Source organism: Mesorhizobium sp. WSM4935 (assembly GCF_029625735.1).
In the GTDB taxonomy this organism is placed as follows: domain Bacteria; phylum Pseudomonadota; class Alphaproteobacteria; order Rhizobiales; family Rhizobiaceae; genus Mesorhizobium.
Window position 1 is genome coordinate 300,473 of record NZ_JARTVR010000001.1, and the last position, 14,581, is coordinate 315,053.

General features: G+C 64.4%; 13 protein-coding genes. 2 read left to right on the forward strand and 11 right to left on the reverse strand.

Translation table 11 applies throughout. The features are described 5' to 3' along the window. Positions 1–42: 42 nt before the first annotated feature. Positions 43–1,470: a gamma-aminobutyraldehyde dehydrogenase gene (locus P9273_RS01410; RefSeq protein WP_278047305.1), complete on the forward strand. Its 1,428-nt coding sequence runs from the start codon at positions 43–45 to the stop codon at positions 1,468–1,470. A 162-nt stretch (positions 1,471–1,632) separates the two neighbouring features. Here the strand turns inward: P9273_RS01410 and P9273_RS01415 are convergent, their stop codons facing one another. The 11 genes from P9273_RS01415 to P9273_RS01465 all read right to left on the reverse strand — a co-directional run bounded on the left by P9273_RS01415 (position 1,633) and on the right by P9273_RS01465 (position 13,778). Beyond that, on the reverse strand, positions 1,633–3,042 hold the full coding sequence (locus P9273_RS01415; protein ID WP_278047306.1) for an FAD-binding oxidoreductase: 1,410 nt from the start codon (positions 3,040–3,042) through the stop codon (positions 1,633–1,635). Positions 3,043–3,376: 334 nt separating this feature from the next. Further along, complete coding sequence (locus P9273_RS01420) at positions 3,377–3,691, reverse strand: hypothetical protein (RefSeq protein WP_040993821.1); 315 nt, start codon at positions 3,689–3,691, stop codon at positions 3,377–3,379. A gap of 59 nt (positions 3,692–3,750) precedes the next feature. After that, entirely contained in the window at positions 3,751–4,113 is a 363-nt protein-coding gene (locus P9273_RS01425; RefSeq protein ID WP_040994460.1) for a nuclear transport factor 2 family protein, read from the reverse strand. 79 nt (positions 4,114–4,192) lie between these two features. Then, on the reverse strand, positions 4,193–4,666 hold the full coding sequence (locus P9273_RS01430; protein WP_040994462.1) for a carboxymuconolactone decarboxylase family protein: 474 nt from the start codon (positions 4,664–4,666) through the stop codon (positions 4,193–4,195). Positions 4,667–4,774: 108 nt separating this feature from the next. Further along, positions 4,775–6,328 (reverse strand): alpha/beta fold hydrolase, encoded by a 1,554-nt coding sequence (locus P9273_RS01435; protein WP_278047307.1) that lies wholly within the window; start codon positions 6,326–6,328, stop codon positions 4,775–4,777. A 122-nt stretch (positions 6,329–6,450) separates the two neighbouring features. Further along, positions 6,451–6,765 carry a formate dehydrogenase subunit delta gene (locus P9273_RS01440; RefSeq protein WP_278047308.1) on the reverse strand — a complete coding sequence of 105 codons (315 nt, stop codon included), beginning with the start codon at positions 6,763–6,765 and terminating at the stop codon, positions 6,451–6,453. Then, positions 6,755–7,585, reverse strand: a complete 831-nt coding sequence (gene fdhD, locus P9273_RS01445) for a formate dehydrogenase accessory sulfurtransferase FdhD (protein ID WP_040993827.1) — start codon at positions 7,583–7,585, stop codon at positions 6,755–6,757. The genes P9273_RS01440 and fdhD overlap by 11 nt, the downstream gene beginning before the upstream one ends. Before the next feature lie 145 nt (positions 7,586–7,730). Further along, the gene (gene fdhF / locus P9273_RS01450) at positions 7,731–10,643 is read right to left on the reverse strand and encodes a formate dehydrogenase subunit alpha (RefSeq protein ID WP_278047309.1); all 2,913 of its coding nucleotides are present in this window, start codon (positions 10,641–10,643) and stop codon (positions 7,731–7,733) included. Between the two features lie 10 nt (positions 10,644–10,653). Further along, complete coding sequence (locus P9273_RS01455; protein WP_278047310.1) at positions 10,654–12,210, reverse strand: formate dehydrogenase beta subunit; 1,557 nt, start codon at positions 12,208–12,210, stop codon at positions 10,654–10,656. Beyond that, a complete protein-coding gene (locus P9273_RS01460) occupies positions 12,207–12,686 on the reverse strand; it encodes a formate dehydrogenase subunit gamma (RefSeq protein WP_278047311.1) in 480 nt (159 codons plus the stop codon). Before P9273_RS01460 ends, P9273_RS01455 begins: the two co-directional genes overlap by 4 nt. Before the next feature lie 192 nt (positions 12,687–12,878). Then, a complete protein-coding gene (locus P9273_RS01465) occupies positions 12,879–13,778 on the reverse strand; it encodes a LysR family transcriptional regulator (RefSeq protein WP_278047312.1) in 900 nt (299 codons plus the stop codon). 160 nt (positions 13,779–13,938) lie between these two features. Between P9273_RS01465 and P9273_RS01470 the strand changes: the two genes are divergently transcribed. Next, positions 13,939–14,580 (forward strand): DUF47 domain-containing protein, encoded by a 642-nt coding sequence (locus P9273_RS01470; protein ID WP_278047313.1) that lies wholly within the window; start codon positions 13,939–13,941, stop codon positions 14,578–14,580. The last annotated feature ends 1 nt before the right edge of the window (position 14,581 follow it).

Here is a 14,581-nt window from a genome sequence, read left to right on the forward strand (position 1 = left end):
TATTCGCTACTCGCTACTCGCTCCTGAATAAGGAGAAACCCCATGAACACCCAGATGCTGATCGGCTCGAAATTCGAGAAGGGCACCGAAACCGAGGAGCCGATCCTCAATCCGAAGACCGGCGCGACCATCCTCAATTTGCCCGAGGCGAGCCCGGCGCAGATCGACGCGGCCGTCAGTGCCGCCGGACAAGCGTTCGTCAGTTGGTCGCGCACGACGCCGGCGCAGCGCTCGGGCTACCTGCTCAAGATCGCCGATCGCATCGAGGCGGAAGCGAAAGAATTCGCGGCGCTCGAAGCGCTGAATTGCGGCAAGCCGATCAACGCCGTGCTCAATGACGAGATCCCGGCGATCGTCGACTGCTACCGCTTCTTCGCCGGGGCGGTGCGTTCGATGCCCGGCCAGGTCGCCGGCGAATACCTGCCCGGCCACACCTCGATGGTGCGGCGCGACCCGGTCGGCATCGTCGCTTCGATCGCGCCCTGGAACTATCCGCTGATGATGATGGCCTGGAAGCTGGCGCCGGCGATCGGCGGCGGCAACACGGTCGTCTTCAAGCCATCCGAGCAGACGCCGCTCACGGCGCTGAAGCTGGCGAAGATCCTCGCCGAGATCCTGCCCGAGGGCGTCGTCAACGTTGTGCTCGGTCGCGGCGACAGCGTCGGCAACACGCTGATCAATCATCCCAAGGTCAACATGATCTCGATCACCGGCGATGTCGCCACCGGCAAGAAGGTGCTGCAGGCGGCCGCCAAGTCGGTCAAGCGCACGCATCTCGAGCTCGGCGGCAAGGCGCCGGTCATCGTCTTCGACGACGCCGATCTCGGCGCCGTGATCAACGGTCTGCGCGCCTTCGGCTATTACAATGCCGGCCAGGACTGCACCGCCGCCTGTCGCATCTATGCCGGCAAGAAGATCTACGACAAGCTGGTTGCCGATCTGTCCTCGGCCGTATCGACCATCAGATACAACCAGCCCGACGACACCGAAAACGAGATCGGTCCGTTGATCTCGCGCCGCCAGCGCGACCGCGTGTCGAGCTTCGTCGAGCGCGCCTCGGAGCTGAAGCACATCGAGATCACCACCGGCGGCAAGCCGGGCGAAGGCTCCGGCTTCTACTACCAGCCGACGGTCGTCGCCGGCGCGCTGCAGGAAGACGAGATCGTGCGCCGCGAAGTGTTCGGTCCGGTCGTTTCGGTCACCCGCTTCGCGGATGTCGACGAGGCGGTGAACTGGGCCAACGACAGCGACTACGGCCTTGCCTCGTCGGTATGGACCAAAGACATTTCGCGCGCCATGGCGACCGCGGCCCGCCTGCAATATGGCTGCACCTGGATCAACACCCACTTCATGCTGACCAACGAAATGCCGCATGGCGGATTGAAGCAGTCCGGCTACGGCAAGGACATGTCGCTCTACGCGCTGGAGGACTATACCGCCGTGCGCCACGTGATGGTGGCGCACGGATAGCGCCATTACTCTCCCGTTGTCGGAGAGGATAGATCGCCCCGCTGCGGCGTGGCCGAAGCGCCGGGCGATCTTGGCGAGGCGTAGCTGGTATCCGGCTGGCCAAGCCGGATACCAGCCGATTTGCCCAAAGGGCGGCAATCCGACCGAAGAGGCGCGGCAGATTTAAGCGGCTGTCCTGCCCTCCGCCGCCGAAGTCGCGGGCTTGATGTTCTGGTTGACCCGGAAGACGTTGAAGGGGTCATAGATGCGCTTCACCTGACTCAGCCGCTCGTAATTTGCGCCATAGCTCGCCTGCACGCGCGCTTCTCCTTCGTCGTCCATCATGAAATTCACGTAGCCGCCTTCGCCGTTGTGTGGATGGATGCTCGCCCAGTAATTCTTGGCCCACTTGGTGAGGTCGGCGGCCTTGCCTGGATCGGGATCGATGCCGGCGATGACCATTGACCAGGTTGCGTCGCGCGCATTCCATGCCGTCTCATCCTTGCCGACGCGGCGGACGGCGCCGTCGATCGGGTAAAGATGCATGAGCGACAATTCGCTCGGCGCCTCGGCGGCCTGCGCGATATGGGTCGCGATGGCTTCGTCCGGAAGCGACCTGACGAAATCGCCCTTCCAATACCATTGCAGGCCTTTCGGAAGCAGCGGATCGAACATTGCCTGCAAGGCCGGGAACGGCATCATGCCCATCCAGTTGAAGATCGGCGGCGGCAGATTGTCGAGCAGCGGCGCCATGGCCTTGCGGCCATCCTCCTCGCTGCCGTTGTAGCAGGAAATGATGGCGCAGGCGCGCTTGCCCCAATATTCGCGCGGGAAGGGATCGGTCGAGGGAACGGTTTTCAGGCCGACAAAGGCGCCGAGATCCTCCGGCGCCCCCGGCAGGTAGTCTCGATAGGTCCGCATGACGGCCGGGGCATCCTTGGCCTCCCAGAACACCGGGCCGCCGAAGATCATGTTCACAGGATGGGCCTGGAACAGGAAGCTCGTCACGACGCCGAAATTGCCGCCGCCGCCGCGGAGCGCCCAGAACAGGTCCGGGTTCTCGGCTTTGCTTGCTGTGACCACGCTGCCGTCGGCCAGCACCAGATCGGCTTCGACCAGATTGTCGATGGTGAGACCGTATCTGCGCGTGAGATAACCTGTCCCTCCGCCGAGGGTTAGCCCGGCAACGCCGGTGGTCGAGACGATGCCGGCCGGAACAGCCAGCCCGAAAGGATGGGTGGCATGGTCCACGTCCCCCGAAGTGCAGCCGGGGCCGACCCTCACGGTGCGCGTTTTCGCATCGACATGGACCCCCTTCATCATCGACAGGTCGATGACGAGGCCGCCGTCGCAGATCCCCAGCCCGGCGCCATTGTGCCCTCCGCCGCGCACGGCGATCAGCAGATCGTTGTCGCGCGCGTATTTCACGGCGGTGATCACGTCGGCGACATCGGCGCAGCGAGCAATCAGCAACGGGCGCTTTTCGATCATCCCGTTATAGACCTTGCGGGCCTCGTCATAGCCGGCATCGTCACGCAGGATCACCTCTCCGCGCAGGCTTTCACGCAGTTTTGCATGGGTTTCGTCGGTCATCGATTTGCTCCCTTGATTGCGCCGAACGCCATGCGGCGTCGGCGCCACGCATTTGTTGCTTCGTTATGCCGCCTCGACGGGCGGGTGCGTTGGATGGTGCAGGAAGAGCACAGTGCACCAATCCGGTGCTCGCCGCTTCGCCCGAAAGGACCAGCGGGGCATGGCCCGGGAGAGCCATGATACGGCAACCGACGCGGCCGCCGGGGCTCGTCGCACCGGGAGTTCAGTCCCCGGTTTTGTCGATCTGACGATGACGAGCGGCCGCCCGCGTCGCGGCCACTCGTACCACGCTCCTCGCCGGCGGCCTCTCAGCTCCGGCTCGTCGACGATGCGGCTATTCCACGATCCGGAAGATCTGCCACTGGCTGGTGCCCGACACCACATAGGGCTCCAATTCCTTGCCCCATTTGGCATGCGCATCGATCTTGGCGATCTTGGCGAAGAACGCTTCCAGCTGGGCCAGACTCTCGACCTCGTGATGGGACTCGATCGTCGCCTCTCGCGCGCCGATCGAGCCCGTCATGAGCCGGAAATTCAAATCGGCGAGCCCGACCTGCGAGCCGATCTCGCGCTCCCATTTGCGCATCAGCTCGAGTGCGGTCTGCTTATGTCCGAACTTGGCATCGATCTGCCATCTGGCGCTGAACATGTTTGCTCTCCCTCATGATTGCGCTGTTGATTGTCCGCTGTTGATTGTCCGTGGGTTGATTATTCGTCCCAGGCCTGCACGACGGTCTGCCGCGCGATCCGCCCGTTCTTCAGCTCCACCATCGCTGCGCAGTACACCTTTGTGCCGTCCGGATAGGCGCAAGCCTGGGTGAAGGCGAGGCTGTCGCCCTCGGCGATGGTGGTGTCGACCTTGTGGGTCATGGCCCGGCTGCAGATATCGTCCCAGAAGGTGCTGATCGCCGCGCGGCCGCGGATCTCGCGCGGCTTGCTCGGCGGATTGTTGCGGTCGATCACCCGCACCAGCGCATCGTCGGTGTAGAAGCTCGACAGCAACTTGCCGTCACGGCCCTCGATCGCCTTCTTGATCGCGGCGCCATCCACGTTTCCTGTCTTGGTCAGCATGTCATCCTCCATATGCCCGTCTTCGATCGGGCGGTTGACGAGGGAACCACCCGGCATTCGTCGCCGGGCAGGATTTCGTTCACTGCGACTTGGCCTTGACGGCGGCGAACAGGTCGTCGGTCTGTTTCTTGAAGGCGGCGAGATCGACTTGGCTGCCGTTGAGCATGGTCGACCAGTGGCGTACGATCGCCGCCATCGCCACCGCCTCCTTGATCTCCTCGTCGCTCGCGCCGTTCGCCTTGGCCGCCAGCGTGTGGAAGTAGATGCAGTACTGGCAGGGTATCTGCGAGGCGACCGCCAGCCCCATCAGCTCCTTGGTCTTGCCGCTGAGGGCGGTGTTGGGGTTGAGCTGAACACCCTTGATCTCGGCCCAGGCGCCGGCGACCGCCACATCGGGCAACGTCTTGAACATGTCCGGCACCGTGCCGAGCGTGGCCTGGATGTCCTTGTAGGCGGCGGTGGCCGAAGCGTCTTCGGCATGCGCCGGGGTGATGGCCAGCAAAGCACCCGCAGCAAATGCCAGCAGTCCGATCTTGCGACTGAGTTTCAGCATGTCATCCTCCATTTCGCAGGGCATTTCGGCGACATCGCCCGGCCCGCATAGGGAGAATTGGTATCGCTTACGGTGCCCCCAGCGCTTCCCCCGAAAGCGCCATGGCTCTCATGGCCCGTCCGGGCCAGCATGCCTCGCCGAAAAAGCCGCCGCCGCCGCGCGCGACGGCAGGTCGAGCTTGAGCAGGATGTTGGCGACGTGCCGCTTGACCGTATGCTCGCTGAGGCTGAGCTCGGCGGCGATCGCCGCGTTGCTCTTGCCGTCGGCGATCAGGTTCACCACCTCGCTCTCGCGCGCCGTCAGCGCGGCCGGATCGGCAGACTTTGCTTTGGGCCGGCAGGCCGGTTCCAGATGCTGCTCCGACGTCGCCAGAACCACCGGTACAGGCTCATCCAGCTCATCGAGGCTGACGCGTCCGGCGTCGACGAAATGCAGGCCGGAGCCAACCGCGAGATCGGCGACCAGCCGCGAGGCCAGGATGTCGCCGCGCCCGGCATAGGCGGCGAGCTGCATCGTCACCCGCGCCGTCAGCCCGACCGGTTGGCCGCGCATTTCGATCTCGCCGACATGCACGCCCTGCGCGCTCGCCACGCCGATCTGCTGTGCCGCCTCGCGCAGTGCCGCCGCGCAGCGTATGGCGCGCGCCGGCCCATCGAAGCGCGAGATCATCAATTCGGCATGCGTTCCGGCCGTGCGTCCGCCATGGCGCCCGACCAAAAGCCGCCAGGTTTCCTGGAAGTGCTGGCTGCGCTCGCTCCACATACGATCGCCGAGCTTGGCCGTGTCGTAGATGCGCGTGACCAGCAACGCGGCGAGCACGCGTTCTACATCGGCCACTGCCGGTTCCCCGGTCAGGAATTCCTCGATCAGGTCGGCCACTCGGTCGACGTCGCCGGTCCAGATCGGGTGGTCGCGCCCCGAGATTTCGACCAGACGGGCGTCGGGAATCTTCCTTGCGAGGAAGCGGCTGGCGTCAGGGTCGACGCGGGCGTCGTTACGACGATGGATAAGGAATGTCGGCACACGTATCGTCCCGAGCATGTCGCGCACGTCGATATCGGCGTTCATGCGGGCAAGCGCTGCCGCGGCGGTCGGGCTGGCCGACAGACGCTCGAACCGGGCCCACCACTGGGCAAAATGCGCGTCGTCCACCCGGCCAGGCGCGAAATTGGGCAGTGTCGCGCCGGTGCCCCAGGACGTTTCCGCCGTCTCGATGAAAGCCTCCAGCCGCTCCCGCGGCATCACCCATTTGTGGAAATGCGCATAGCCGCCATAAAGCACCAGCGCACGCGTCCGCTGCGGATAGGTGGCGGCGAACAGCATCGCCATCGGCGCCCCTTCCGAGGCGCCGAGGATCGCCGCGCGACCACTGCCGGCGGCATCCATCACCGCACGCACGTCGTCCATGCGTGTTTCGAGGCTGGGAAGATGTCGGCTGTCGACGCGGTCGGAAAGCCCGGTGCCGCGCTTGTCGAACAGGATCAGCCGCGAGAAGGCCGAGAGCCGTTTCAACAGGCGGCCGTAGCCTTCGTCTTCCCAATGCAGGTCGAGATTGGAGATGAAGCCTGGCACGAAGACCAGATCGAACGAGCCCTGGCCGACCACCTGATAGGCGATCCGCACCTCTCCGCTGCGCGCATATCTGGTCTCGATCGGCCTCACGAGTTTTTCCGCCTGGCCTGACGATTTCCTTGTCGCCGACCATAGCAGAAATGGGCCGTCTAAGGCAGAAGAACTTTAGAAAGCGGGAATATAAGCCGTTCGGCGACCGGGAGTTGCCCTGCCTATTTCCGGGGCGTGGCGCCCACGGTCTCGGCAGGCCTGACATAGCCCAGGCTCGCGTCGGCCTGCTGCGGCGTCTGCGGCCGCTTGATCTTGGGCGAGGCGGCAATCACCAACTCGTCGAAATCCTCCGCGTCGCCGTCGAGCAGTTCGAAGAACTGCCGCCGCATCCTAGGCTCCCAGAATTTGTTGATGTGCTCGGCGACGCCGGCAATACCTTCCTCGCGCGGCTTCGAATGGAAGAAGGTGGCGATCTGGTTGGCCATGCGCACCAGCTTTTCCTTGGTGCTGGCGATGTGGTCTTCGTCATGCGACATGCTTGGCAACTCCGGAAGCCACCCGTTCGGGGTGGGTGAAAATATCGAAATCGTCCCCGCGCACCAGCGCCACCAGCGTCATGCCGGCGGCTTCGGCGGTGCGGATAGCGAGCGCGGTCGGCGCCGAGACGGCCATGATGATCGGGGCGCCGATGGCGGCCGTCTTCTGCACCATCTCCACCGAGACGCGCGAGGTCACCACGACGGCGCCGCTCGCGCCGTCGATGCCGGCCTTGGCCAGCGCGCCGGCGAGCTTGTCGAGCGCGTTGTGGCGGCCGACATCCTCGCGCGCCATCACGATGCCCTTGCCGGGAACGTAGAAGCCGGCAGCGTGAACCGCGCCGGTTTCAATGTGCAGCGGCTGCTGCTTCGACAGCAGCTTCACCGAACGGGTAACATCCCCTGCGTCAAGCGTAAGTTTCGAGGAACCGACGGCGTCGACCGAGCGCATCGCTTCCTCGATGGATTCGATGCCGCACAAGCCGCAGCCGACCGGCCCGGCAAGCCGGCGCCGCCGCGCCTGGAAGCGCGTGTTGGCCTTGTCCTTCAGCCTGATCTGGATGTCGATGCCGGCACCGAGATCCTCGACTTCGATCGCCTCGATCTCTTTTCGGTCGGCGACGATGCCTTCGGTCAGCGAGAAGCCGAGCGCGAAATCCTCGAAATCGGCGGGGCTCGCCATCATCACCGCATGCGTGGTGCCGGCATAGGAGAACGCCACCGGAGTCTCTTCGGGCACCATGCGGTTCGCGGCCGCAGTGCCGCCGGCGCGATGCGCGAGGCGAGAGATTTGAGTGACCGGACGGCGTTCGTTCGTCATGAGGCGCGCCCCTCTATACCGCCTGTCCTTCGCAGTAGCTGTGGGCGTTCGCGCCTTTCCTCTCCCCCGTCGATCGGAGGAGAGGTGTCAAGCGAAGCTCGACGGAGTGAGGGTCGGTCAGCAGTCAAGATTGAAGCTCTTGCCTCTACTCCGCCGCTTCCAGCGGAGCGATACGGCGGCTCTGCCGAGCCTGCTCGTTATAGTCCTTCTGCCAGTCGGTCGGGCCGTTGGACGGCGCCACCTGCACGGCGGTGACCTTGTATTCCGGACAGTTGGTCGCCCAGTCCGAGAAGTCGGTCGTGATCACATTGGCCTGCGTGTCGGGGTGGTGGAAGGTCGTGTAGACGACACCGGGCGAGACGCGGTCGGTGATCAGCGCGCGCAGCGTCGTCTCGCCGGAGCGGCTCGCGAGCCGCACCCAGTCGCCATCGCGCACGCCGCGGACTTCGGCGTCATGCGGATGGATCTCCAGCCGGTCCTCGGCATGCCAAACAATGTTTCCGGTGCGCCTCGTCTGCGCGCCGACATTGTACTGCGACAGGATACGTCCGGTGGTGAGCAGCAGCGGATAGCGCGGGCCGGTCCGCTCGTCCGTCGCCACATATTCGGTACGGATGAATTTGCCCTTGCCGCGCACGAAGCCGTCGACATGCATGACCGGCGTGCCGAGCGGTGCCTTTTCGTTGCAGGGCCACTGCACCGAGCCGACGCGGTCGATCAGATCGAAGGAGACGCCGGCGAAACTCGGCGTGGTCTTGGCGATCTCGTCCATGATCTCGGACGGATGCGTATAGTTCCAGTCGAGCCCGATGGCGCGGGCGAGTTCCTGCGTCGCTTCCCAGTCAGCGTAGCGCGCCTTCGGCTCCAGCACCTTGCGCACCATGTTGATGCGGCGCTCGGCATTGGTGAAGGTGCCGTCCTTCTCGAGGAAGGTCGAGCCCGGCAGGAAGACATGCGCGTAGTTCGCCGTCTCGTTGAGGAAGAGGTCGTGCACGACCACGCATTCCATCGCGGCGAGACCGCCGGCGACATGCTTGGTGTCGGGATCGGACTGCAGGATGTCCTCGCCCTGGATGTAGATGCCCTTGAACGAGCCGTCGACGGCGGCGTCCAGCATGTTGGGGATGCGAAGGCCCGGCTCGTCGTCCAGCTTCACGCCCCACAGGCTCTCGTAGATATCGCGCACTGCGTCGCCCGAGATATGGCGGTAACCCGGCAGCTCATGTGGGAAGGAGCCCATATCGCATGAGCCCTGCACGTTGTTCTGGCCGCGCAGCGGGTTCACGCCGACACCCGGACGGCCGATATTGCCGGTGGCCATGGCGAGGTTGGCGATGGCGATCACAGTGGTCGAGCCCTGGCTGTGCTCGGTGACGCCGAGGCCGTAATAGATCGCGCCATTGCCGCCCTTGGCATAGAGCCGCGCAGCACCCCGGATGGCCTCCGGGTCGACGCCGGACAGCTTGCCGACAGTCTCGGGGCTGTTCTCCGGCAGGGCGACGAAGGAAGCCCAGTCCTGGAATTCGGCCCAGTCGCAGCGCTCGCGGATGAAAGCCTCGTCGAACAGGCCTTCGGTGACGATGACATGCGCCAGCGCCGTCAGCACCGCCACATTGGTGCCGGGCTTCAAAGGCAGGTGGTAGTCCGCCTCGACATGGGCCGATCTCACCATCTCGGTGCGACGCGGATCGATGACGATCAGCTTGGCGCCCTGGCGCAGCCGCTTCTTCAGCCGCGAGGCGAAGACCGGATGCGCGGAAGCCGGATTGGCGCCGATGATCACCGCGACATCGGTGTATTCGACGGAATCGAAATCCTGCGTGCCGGCCGAGGTGCCGTAGGTCTGGCCGAGACCGTAGCCGGTCGGCGAATGGCAGACGCGCGCGCAAGTATCGACATTGTTGTTGCGGAAGCCCTGCCGCACCAGCTTCTGGACGAGATAGGTTTCCTCATTCGTGCAGCGCGAAGAGGTGATGCCGCCAATGGCGCCGCGTCCGTATTGATACTGGATGCGGCGGAATTCCTTGGCCGTGTGGGCGATAGCCTCTTCCCAGCTCACCTCGCGCCAGGGATCGGTGATCTTCTCGCGGATCATCGGCGACAGGATGCGGTCCTTATGCGTGGCGTAGCCATAGGCGAAACGGCCCTTGACGCAGGAATGGCCATGATTGGCCTTGCCGTCCTTGTAAGGCATCATGCGGATGACCTCGTCATCCTTCACCTCGGCCTTGAACGAGCAGCCGACGCCGCAATAGGCGCAGGTGGTGACGGCCGAGCGCTCCGGCATGCCCTTTTCAAGCACCGTCTTCTCGCGCAATGCGTCCGTCGGACAGGCCTGCACGCAGGCGCCGCAGGAGACGCATTCGGAAGCGATGAAATCCTCATGCATGCCGGCGACCATGCGTGACTCGAAACCGCGGCCCTCGATGGTCAGCGCGAAGGTGCCTTGCACTTCCTCGCAGGCGCGCACGCAGCGCGAGCAGACGATGCACTGCGCCGGGTCGTAGGTGAAATAAGGATTGGATTCGTCGCGGGCGATATAGTCGACGGCGAGGGAGCCGTGGCCGGGCGCGACCCCATTCTCCTGCTTGACGTGGTTGCGGCCTTCGACGCCGTAACGATTCTCGGTGAGCCCCACCGACTTCGCCACCGCGTCGAACTCGCTGGCGCCGGTTCCGGCCTTCTCGTTCCAGCCGGTCGGATGGTCGGAGACATAGAGCTCCATGACGCCGCGCCGGATCGCGTCGAGCCGGTCCGATTGCGTGCGCACCACGATACCCTCAGCAACGGGCGTCGTGCAGGAGGCGGGCGTGCCGGCGCGGCCCTCGATCTCGACCAGGCAGACGCGGCAGGAGCCGAAGGAGTCGAGCATGTCGGTGGCGCAGAGCTTCGGGATCTCGACCCCGCCCTCCATGGCCGCGCGCATGATCGAGGTGCCTTCCGGCACGGTGATGCTTTGCCCGTCGACGGTCAGCGTGACCTGCTTGGTCGCTTTCGACTCCGGCGTTCCGTAGTCGATCTCCTGGATGAGTGTCGGGAAGTCGGCCTTGATGTTCATCTGCCAGCTCCTATTCAGCCGCCACGCGCGCCGGCGCAGGCTTGAAATCCTCGGGGAAATGCGTGATCGAGCTCATCACCGGATAGGGCGTGAAGCCGCCCAGCGCGCAGAGCGATCCGAACTTCATTGTGTTGCAGAGATCGGTGACCAGCGCGAGGTTCTTCTCCGCCTCGATTCCGGCGGCGACCTTGTCCAGAACCTCAACGCCGCGCGTCGAGCCGATACGGCACGGCGTGCACTTGCCGCAGCTTTCGATGGCGCAGAACTCCATGGCGAAGCGCGCCTGCTTCATCATGTCGGCGCTGTCGTCGAACACGGTTATGCCGGCATGGCCGATCAGTCCGTCGCGCTTGGCGAATTCCTCGTAGTCGAAGGGCGTGTCGAAGAGCGCGCGCGGGAAATAGGCGCCGAGCGGCCCGCCGACCTGCACCGCCTTCACCGGGCGTCCCGAAGCCGTGCCGCCGCCGATCTCGTCGACGATTTCGCCGAGCGTCAGACCGAAGGCCGTCTCGAACAGGCCGCCATGCTTGACGTTGCCGGCGATCTGGATCGGGATCGTGCCGCGCGAGCGGCCCATCCCGAAATCCTTGTAGTAGGCGGCGCCCTTGTCCATGATGACAGGCACGGAGGCCAGGCTGATCACATTGTTGATCACCGTCGGCTTGCCGAACAACCCTTGAATGGCCGGCAGGGGCGGCTTGGCGCGCACCACGCCGCGCTTGCCTTCGAGGCTGTTCAAGAGCGAGGTTTCCTCGCCGCAGACATAGGCGCCGGCGCCGACGCGGATCTCCATGTCGAAGGCGTTGGGCGAACCCAGCACGTTGAGGCCGAGCACGCCCGCCTTGCGCGCGATCGCGACCGCCTTGTTCATCGTCGCCACCGCATGCGGATATTCCGAGCGGATATAGACGAAGCCTTTGGTGGCGCCTGTGGCGATGCCGGCGATCGCCATGCCTTCGATCAGCACGAAGGGATCGCCTTCCATGATCATGCGGTCGGCGAAAGTGGCGCTGTCGCCCTCGTCGGCGTTGCAGACGATGTATTTCTGCGAGCCCGCCGTATCCAGCACCGTCTTCCACTTGATGCCCGTCGGGAAACCAGCGCCGCCGCGGCCGCGCAGGCCGGATTCGGTCACCTGCTTCACGATGTCCGCGGGCGCCATCGCCACTGCATTCTGCAGGCCGTTCAGGCCGCCATGCGATTTGTAGCTGTCGAGCGACAGTGGATCGATGACGCCGCAGCGCGCGAAGGTCAGCCGCGTCTGCTTGGCGAAGAAGGGGATCTTGTCGGGCGAGCCCAGCCAGCGCTTGTGGTGGCCGCCGGTAAGAAAGCCGCTGTCGAACAGGCTCTTGACGTCGGACGGCTTTACCGGCCCGTAGGCGATGCGGCCCGTGTCGGTAGCCACTTCCACCATCGGCTCCAGGAAATAAGCGCCGCGCGAACCGTTGCGCACGATCTTGGCTTCGACGCCGCGTTCCTTGAGCTCCTTTTCGATCGCTTTGGCGACCTTTTCGGCGCCGAGCGCCAGCGCGCCGGAATCTGCCGGGATATAGATGCGCGGGATCATGAACGCACCTCCGCGACGATCTCTTCGATCTTCTCGTCATCGAGCCGGCCGATGACTTCGCCGTCGAGCATTGCCGACGGCGAGCAGGCGCAAAGCCCGAGGCAATAGACCGGCTCCAGTGTAACCGATCCGTCGCGCGCGGTCTCGTGGAAATCGATGCCGAGCAACCGCTTGACCTTGGCGGCGACCGCCTCCGAGCCCATCGACTGGCAGGCTTCCGCCTGGCAGAGCTTCAGCACATGCCGTCCTGCGGGCTGGGCGCGGAAATCGTGATAGAAGCTGACCACGCCGTGCACTTCGGCACGGGAGAGGTTCAGCCCGTCGGCGATCACCGGCAGAGCGTCCTTCGGAACGTGCCCGAACTCTTCCTGTATGCTGTGCAGGATCGGCAGCAGCGGGCCCTCGAGGCCCTTCATCTCGTCAATGACCGCCGCCGTGCGCGACGCTATCTCGGTACTTGCGGCCTGCATGGTCACGCAGCGCCCTCCCTGGGTCGTGGCATCCAACCATATGTCGCCCAAACGCTTAGCGATTTTGAGGCGACGACATGCGTGGACGCAATATCGCTAAGTCCTTACGAAATCAGAGGAAACCCCCGAGATCAATAAAGCGCTCCCGTTGCTTGATAGAAATTTTCTATCAAGAGCCGGCGGCCCGCATTCTCTAACCTACCGGTGGGCGCGGAAATCGTCCGCCAGCGCCATCGCCTCGTCCAGAAGCGCCTGCACCAGCGGCGTGTGCGGCTCGCGCGGCGCCGCCACCAGCCCGACCGTATGGCTGGCATCCGGCTCGACGATCGGTATCGCCCTGATCGGTTCGGAAAAGCCAAATGTTTCCGCAAGGTTGAGCGGCATGATCGACGACCATTTGCCGGTCCTGATATGCGAGAACAGCACGATCATCGAATTGGATTCCAGCGTCGGCCGTACCTGCACGCCGGCTTCCGCAAGGTGTTGGTCGATGATGCGGCGGTTCTGCATATCCGGCGTGAGAAGACAGAGCGGCAGCTGGCTGATCTCGGACCAAGTCACTTTGTCGCGGTCGGAATAGGGGTTCCCGACCGCGGTGATGAGCTGGTAGCGCTCGTCATAGAGCGGCACGCTGGTCACGCGTCCGAGCGGCTCGTTATCGAGATAGGTGATGCCGGCATCGACATCGAAATTGCCGAGCAGCGACAGCACTTCGATCGAGGTGCGCGACAGCACCGAGAAGGTGACGCCCGGATGCTTTTCCCGGAACGGCGTCGTCAGCCGCGCCACCATGGCAAGCGCCGTCGGGATTGCCGCGATGCGGATGCGTCCGGACAGACCGTGACGCGCCGCCCGCATCTCCTCGCGCATGGTCCTTGTATCGCCCACGATGCGGCGCGCCCAGCCCAGCACTTGCTTGCCTTCCGGCGTCAGGCCCTGGAAGCGGGAACCGCGCAGCACCAGCATGACGCCGAGCTGCTCTTCGAGCTGCTTGATGCCGGCCGATAGAGTCGGCTGCGTGACGCCGCACACTTCCGCGGCCCGGCCGAAATGCTCCTCCTTGGCCAAAGCGATGAAGAATTCCAGCTTGTCGATCATGCCATCCGATCCGCAGCGTTCGGCCCAAGGTCGGGGAAATCGCATCGCTCCGCAAGACGCACGCGCAATCGGACCTCGTCCACACTTTTGAGCCGGCTATCTGTTTTCCCGCGCCGCGCGGGGCGCTATGTGGGGTAGGGCGCGGACTGAGGAGGACGACATGCTGGGCTGGTTTCGCAAGCTGTTGCCGCGCGAGGATCGCTTCTTCGATCTGTTCGAGCGGCATTCGCGCACCGTGGTCGGTGGCGCCGAGGCTCTCGAGCAGCTTTTGCAGGGCAAGGACATCGACCGCTGGTGCCAGAAGATCGTCGATCTCGAAAACGAGGCCGACGGCATCACAGCCGAGGTCCTGCTTGCCGTCAGGCGCTCCTTCATCACCCCCTTCGACCGCGGCGACATCAAGGATCTGATCCAGTCGATGGATGATGCCATCGATATGATGCACAAGACCGTCAAGACGGTGAAATTATTCGAGGTCAAGGACTTCGACCCGTTGATGCGGGAAATGGGCGGCGTCATCGTCCAGGCTGCCCGATTGGTCGCGGAGGCGATCCCGCTGCTGAGCAAAGTCGGCGCCAACGCAGCGCGCCTCAATGCCATCGCCGAGGAGGTGATGCGCGTCGAGGGTCGTGCCGACGACCTGCACGAGCAAGGCCTGAAGGATCTGTTCAGGCGTCACGGCCGCGGCGACGCCATGGCTTATATGATCGGCTCGGAGATTTATGGCCAGTTGGAGAAGGTGGTCGACCGCTTCGAGGATGTCGCCAACGAGATCAGCGGCATCGTCATCGAGAACGTTTAGG

Coding starts and splice junctions, on each gene's coding strand:
- P9273_RS01465 (WP_278047312.1), bottom strand. CDS start 13,778: ATGATCGACAAGCTGGAATTCTTCATCGCTTTGGCCAAGGAGGAGCAT.
- P9273_RS01420 (WP_040993821.1), bottom strand. CDS start 3,691: ATGTTCAGCGCCAGATGGCAGATCGATGCCAAGTTCGGACATAAGCAG.
- P9273_RS01410 (WP_278047305.1), top strand. CDS start 43: ATGAACACCCAGATGCTGATCGGCTCGAAATTCGAGAAGGGCACCGAA.
- fdhD (WP_040993827.1), bottom strand. CDS start 7,585: ATGACGAACGAACGCCGTCCGGTCACTCAAATCTCTCGCCTCGCGCAT.
- P9273_RS01470 (WP_278047313.1), top strand. CDS start 13,939: ATGCTGGGCTGGTTTCGCAAGCTGTTGCCGCGCGAGGATCGCTTCTTC.
- fdhF (WP_278047309.1), bottom strand. CDS start 10,643: ATGAACATCAAGGCCGACTTCCCGACACTCATCCAGGAGATCGACTAC.
- P9273_RS01425 (WP_040994460.1), bottom strand. CDS start 4,113: ATGCTGACCAAGACAGGAAACGTGGATGGCGCCGCGATCAAGAAGGCG.
- P9273_RS01455 (WP_278047310.1), bottom strand. CDS start 12,210: ATGATCCCGCGCATCTATATCCCGGCAGATTCCGGCGCGCTGGCGCTC.
- P9273_RS01440 (WP_278047308.1), bottom strand. CDS start 6,765: ATGTCGCATGACGAAGACCACATCGCCAGCACCAAGGAAAAGCTGGTG.
- P9273_RS01430 (WP_040994462.1), bottom strand. CDS start 4,666: ATGCTGAAACTCAGTCGCAAGATCGGACTGCTGGCATTTGCTGCGGGT.
- P9273_RS01415 (WP_278047306.1), bottom strand. CDS start 3,042: ATGACCGACGAAACCCATGCAAAACTGCGTGAAAGCCTGCGCGGAGAG.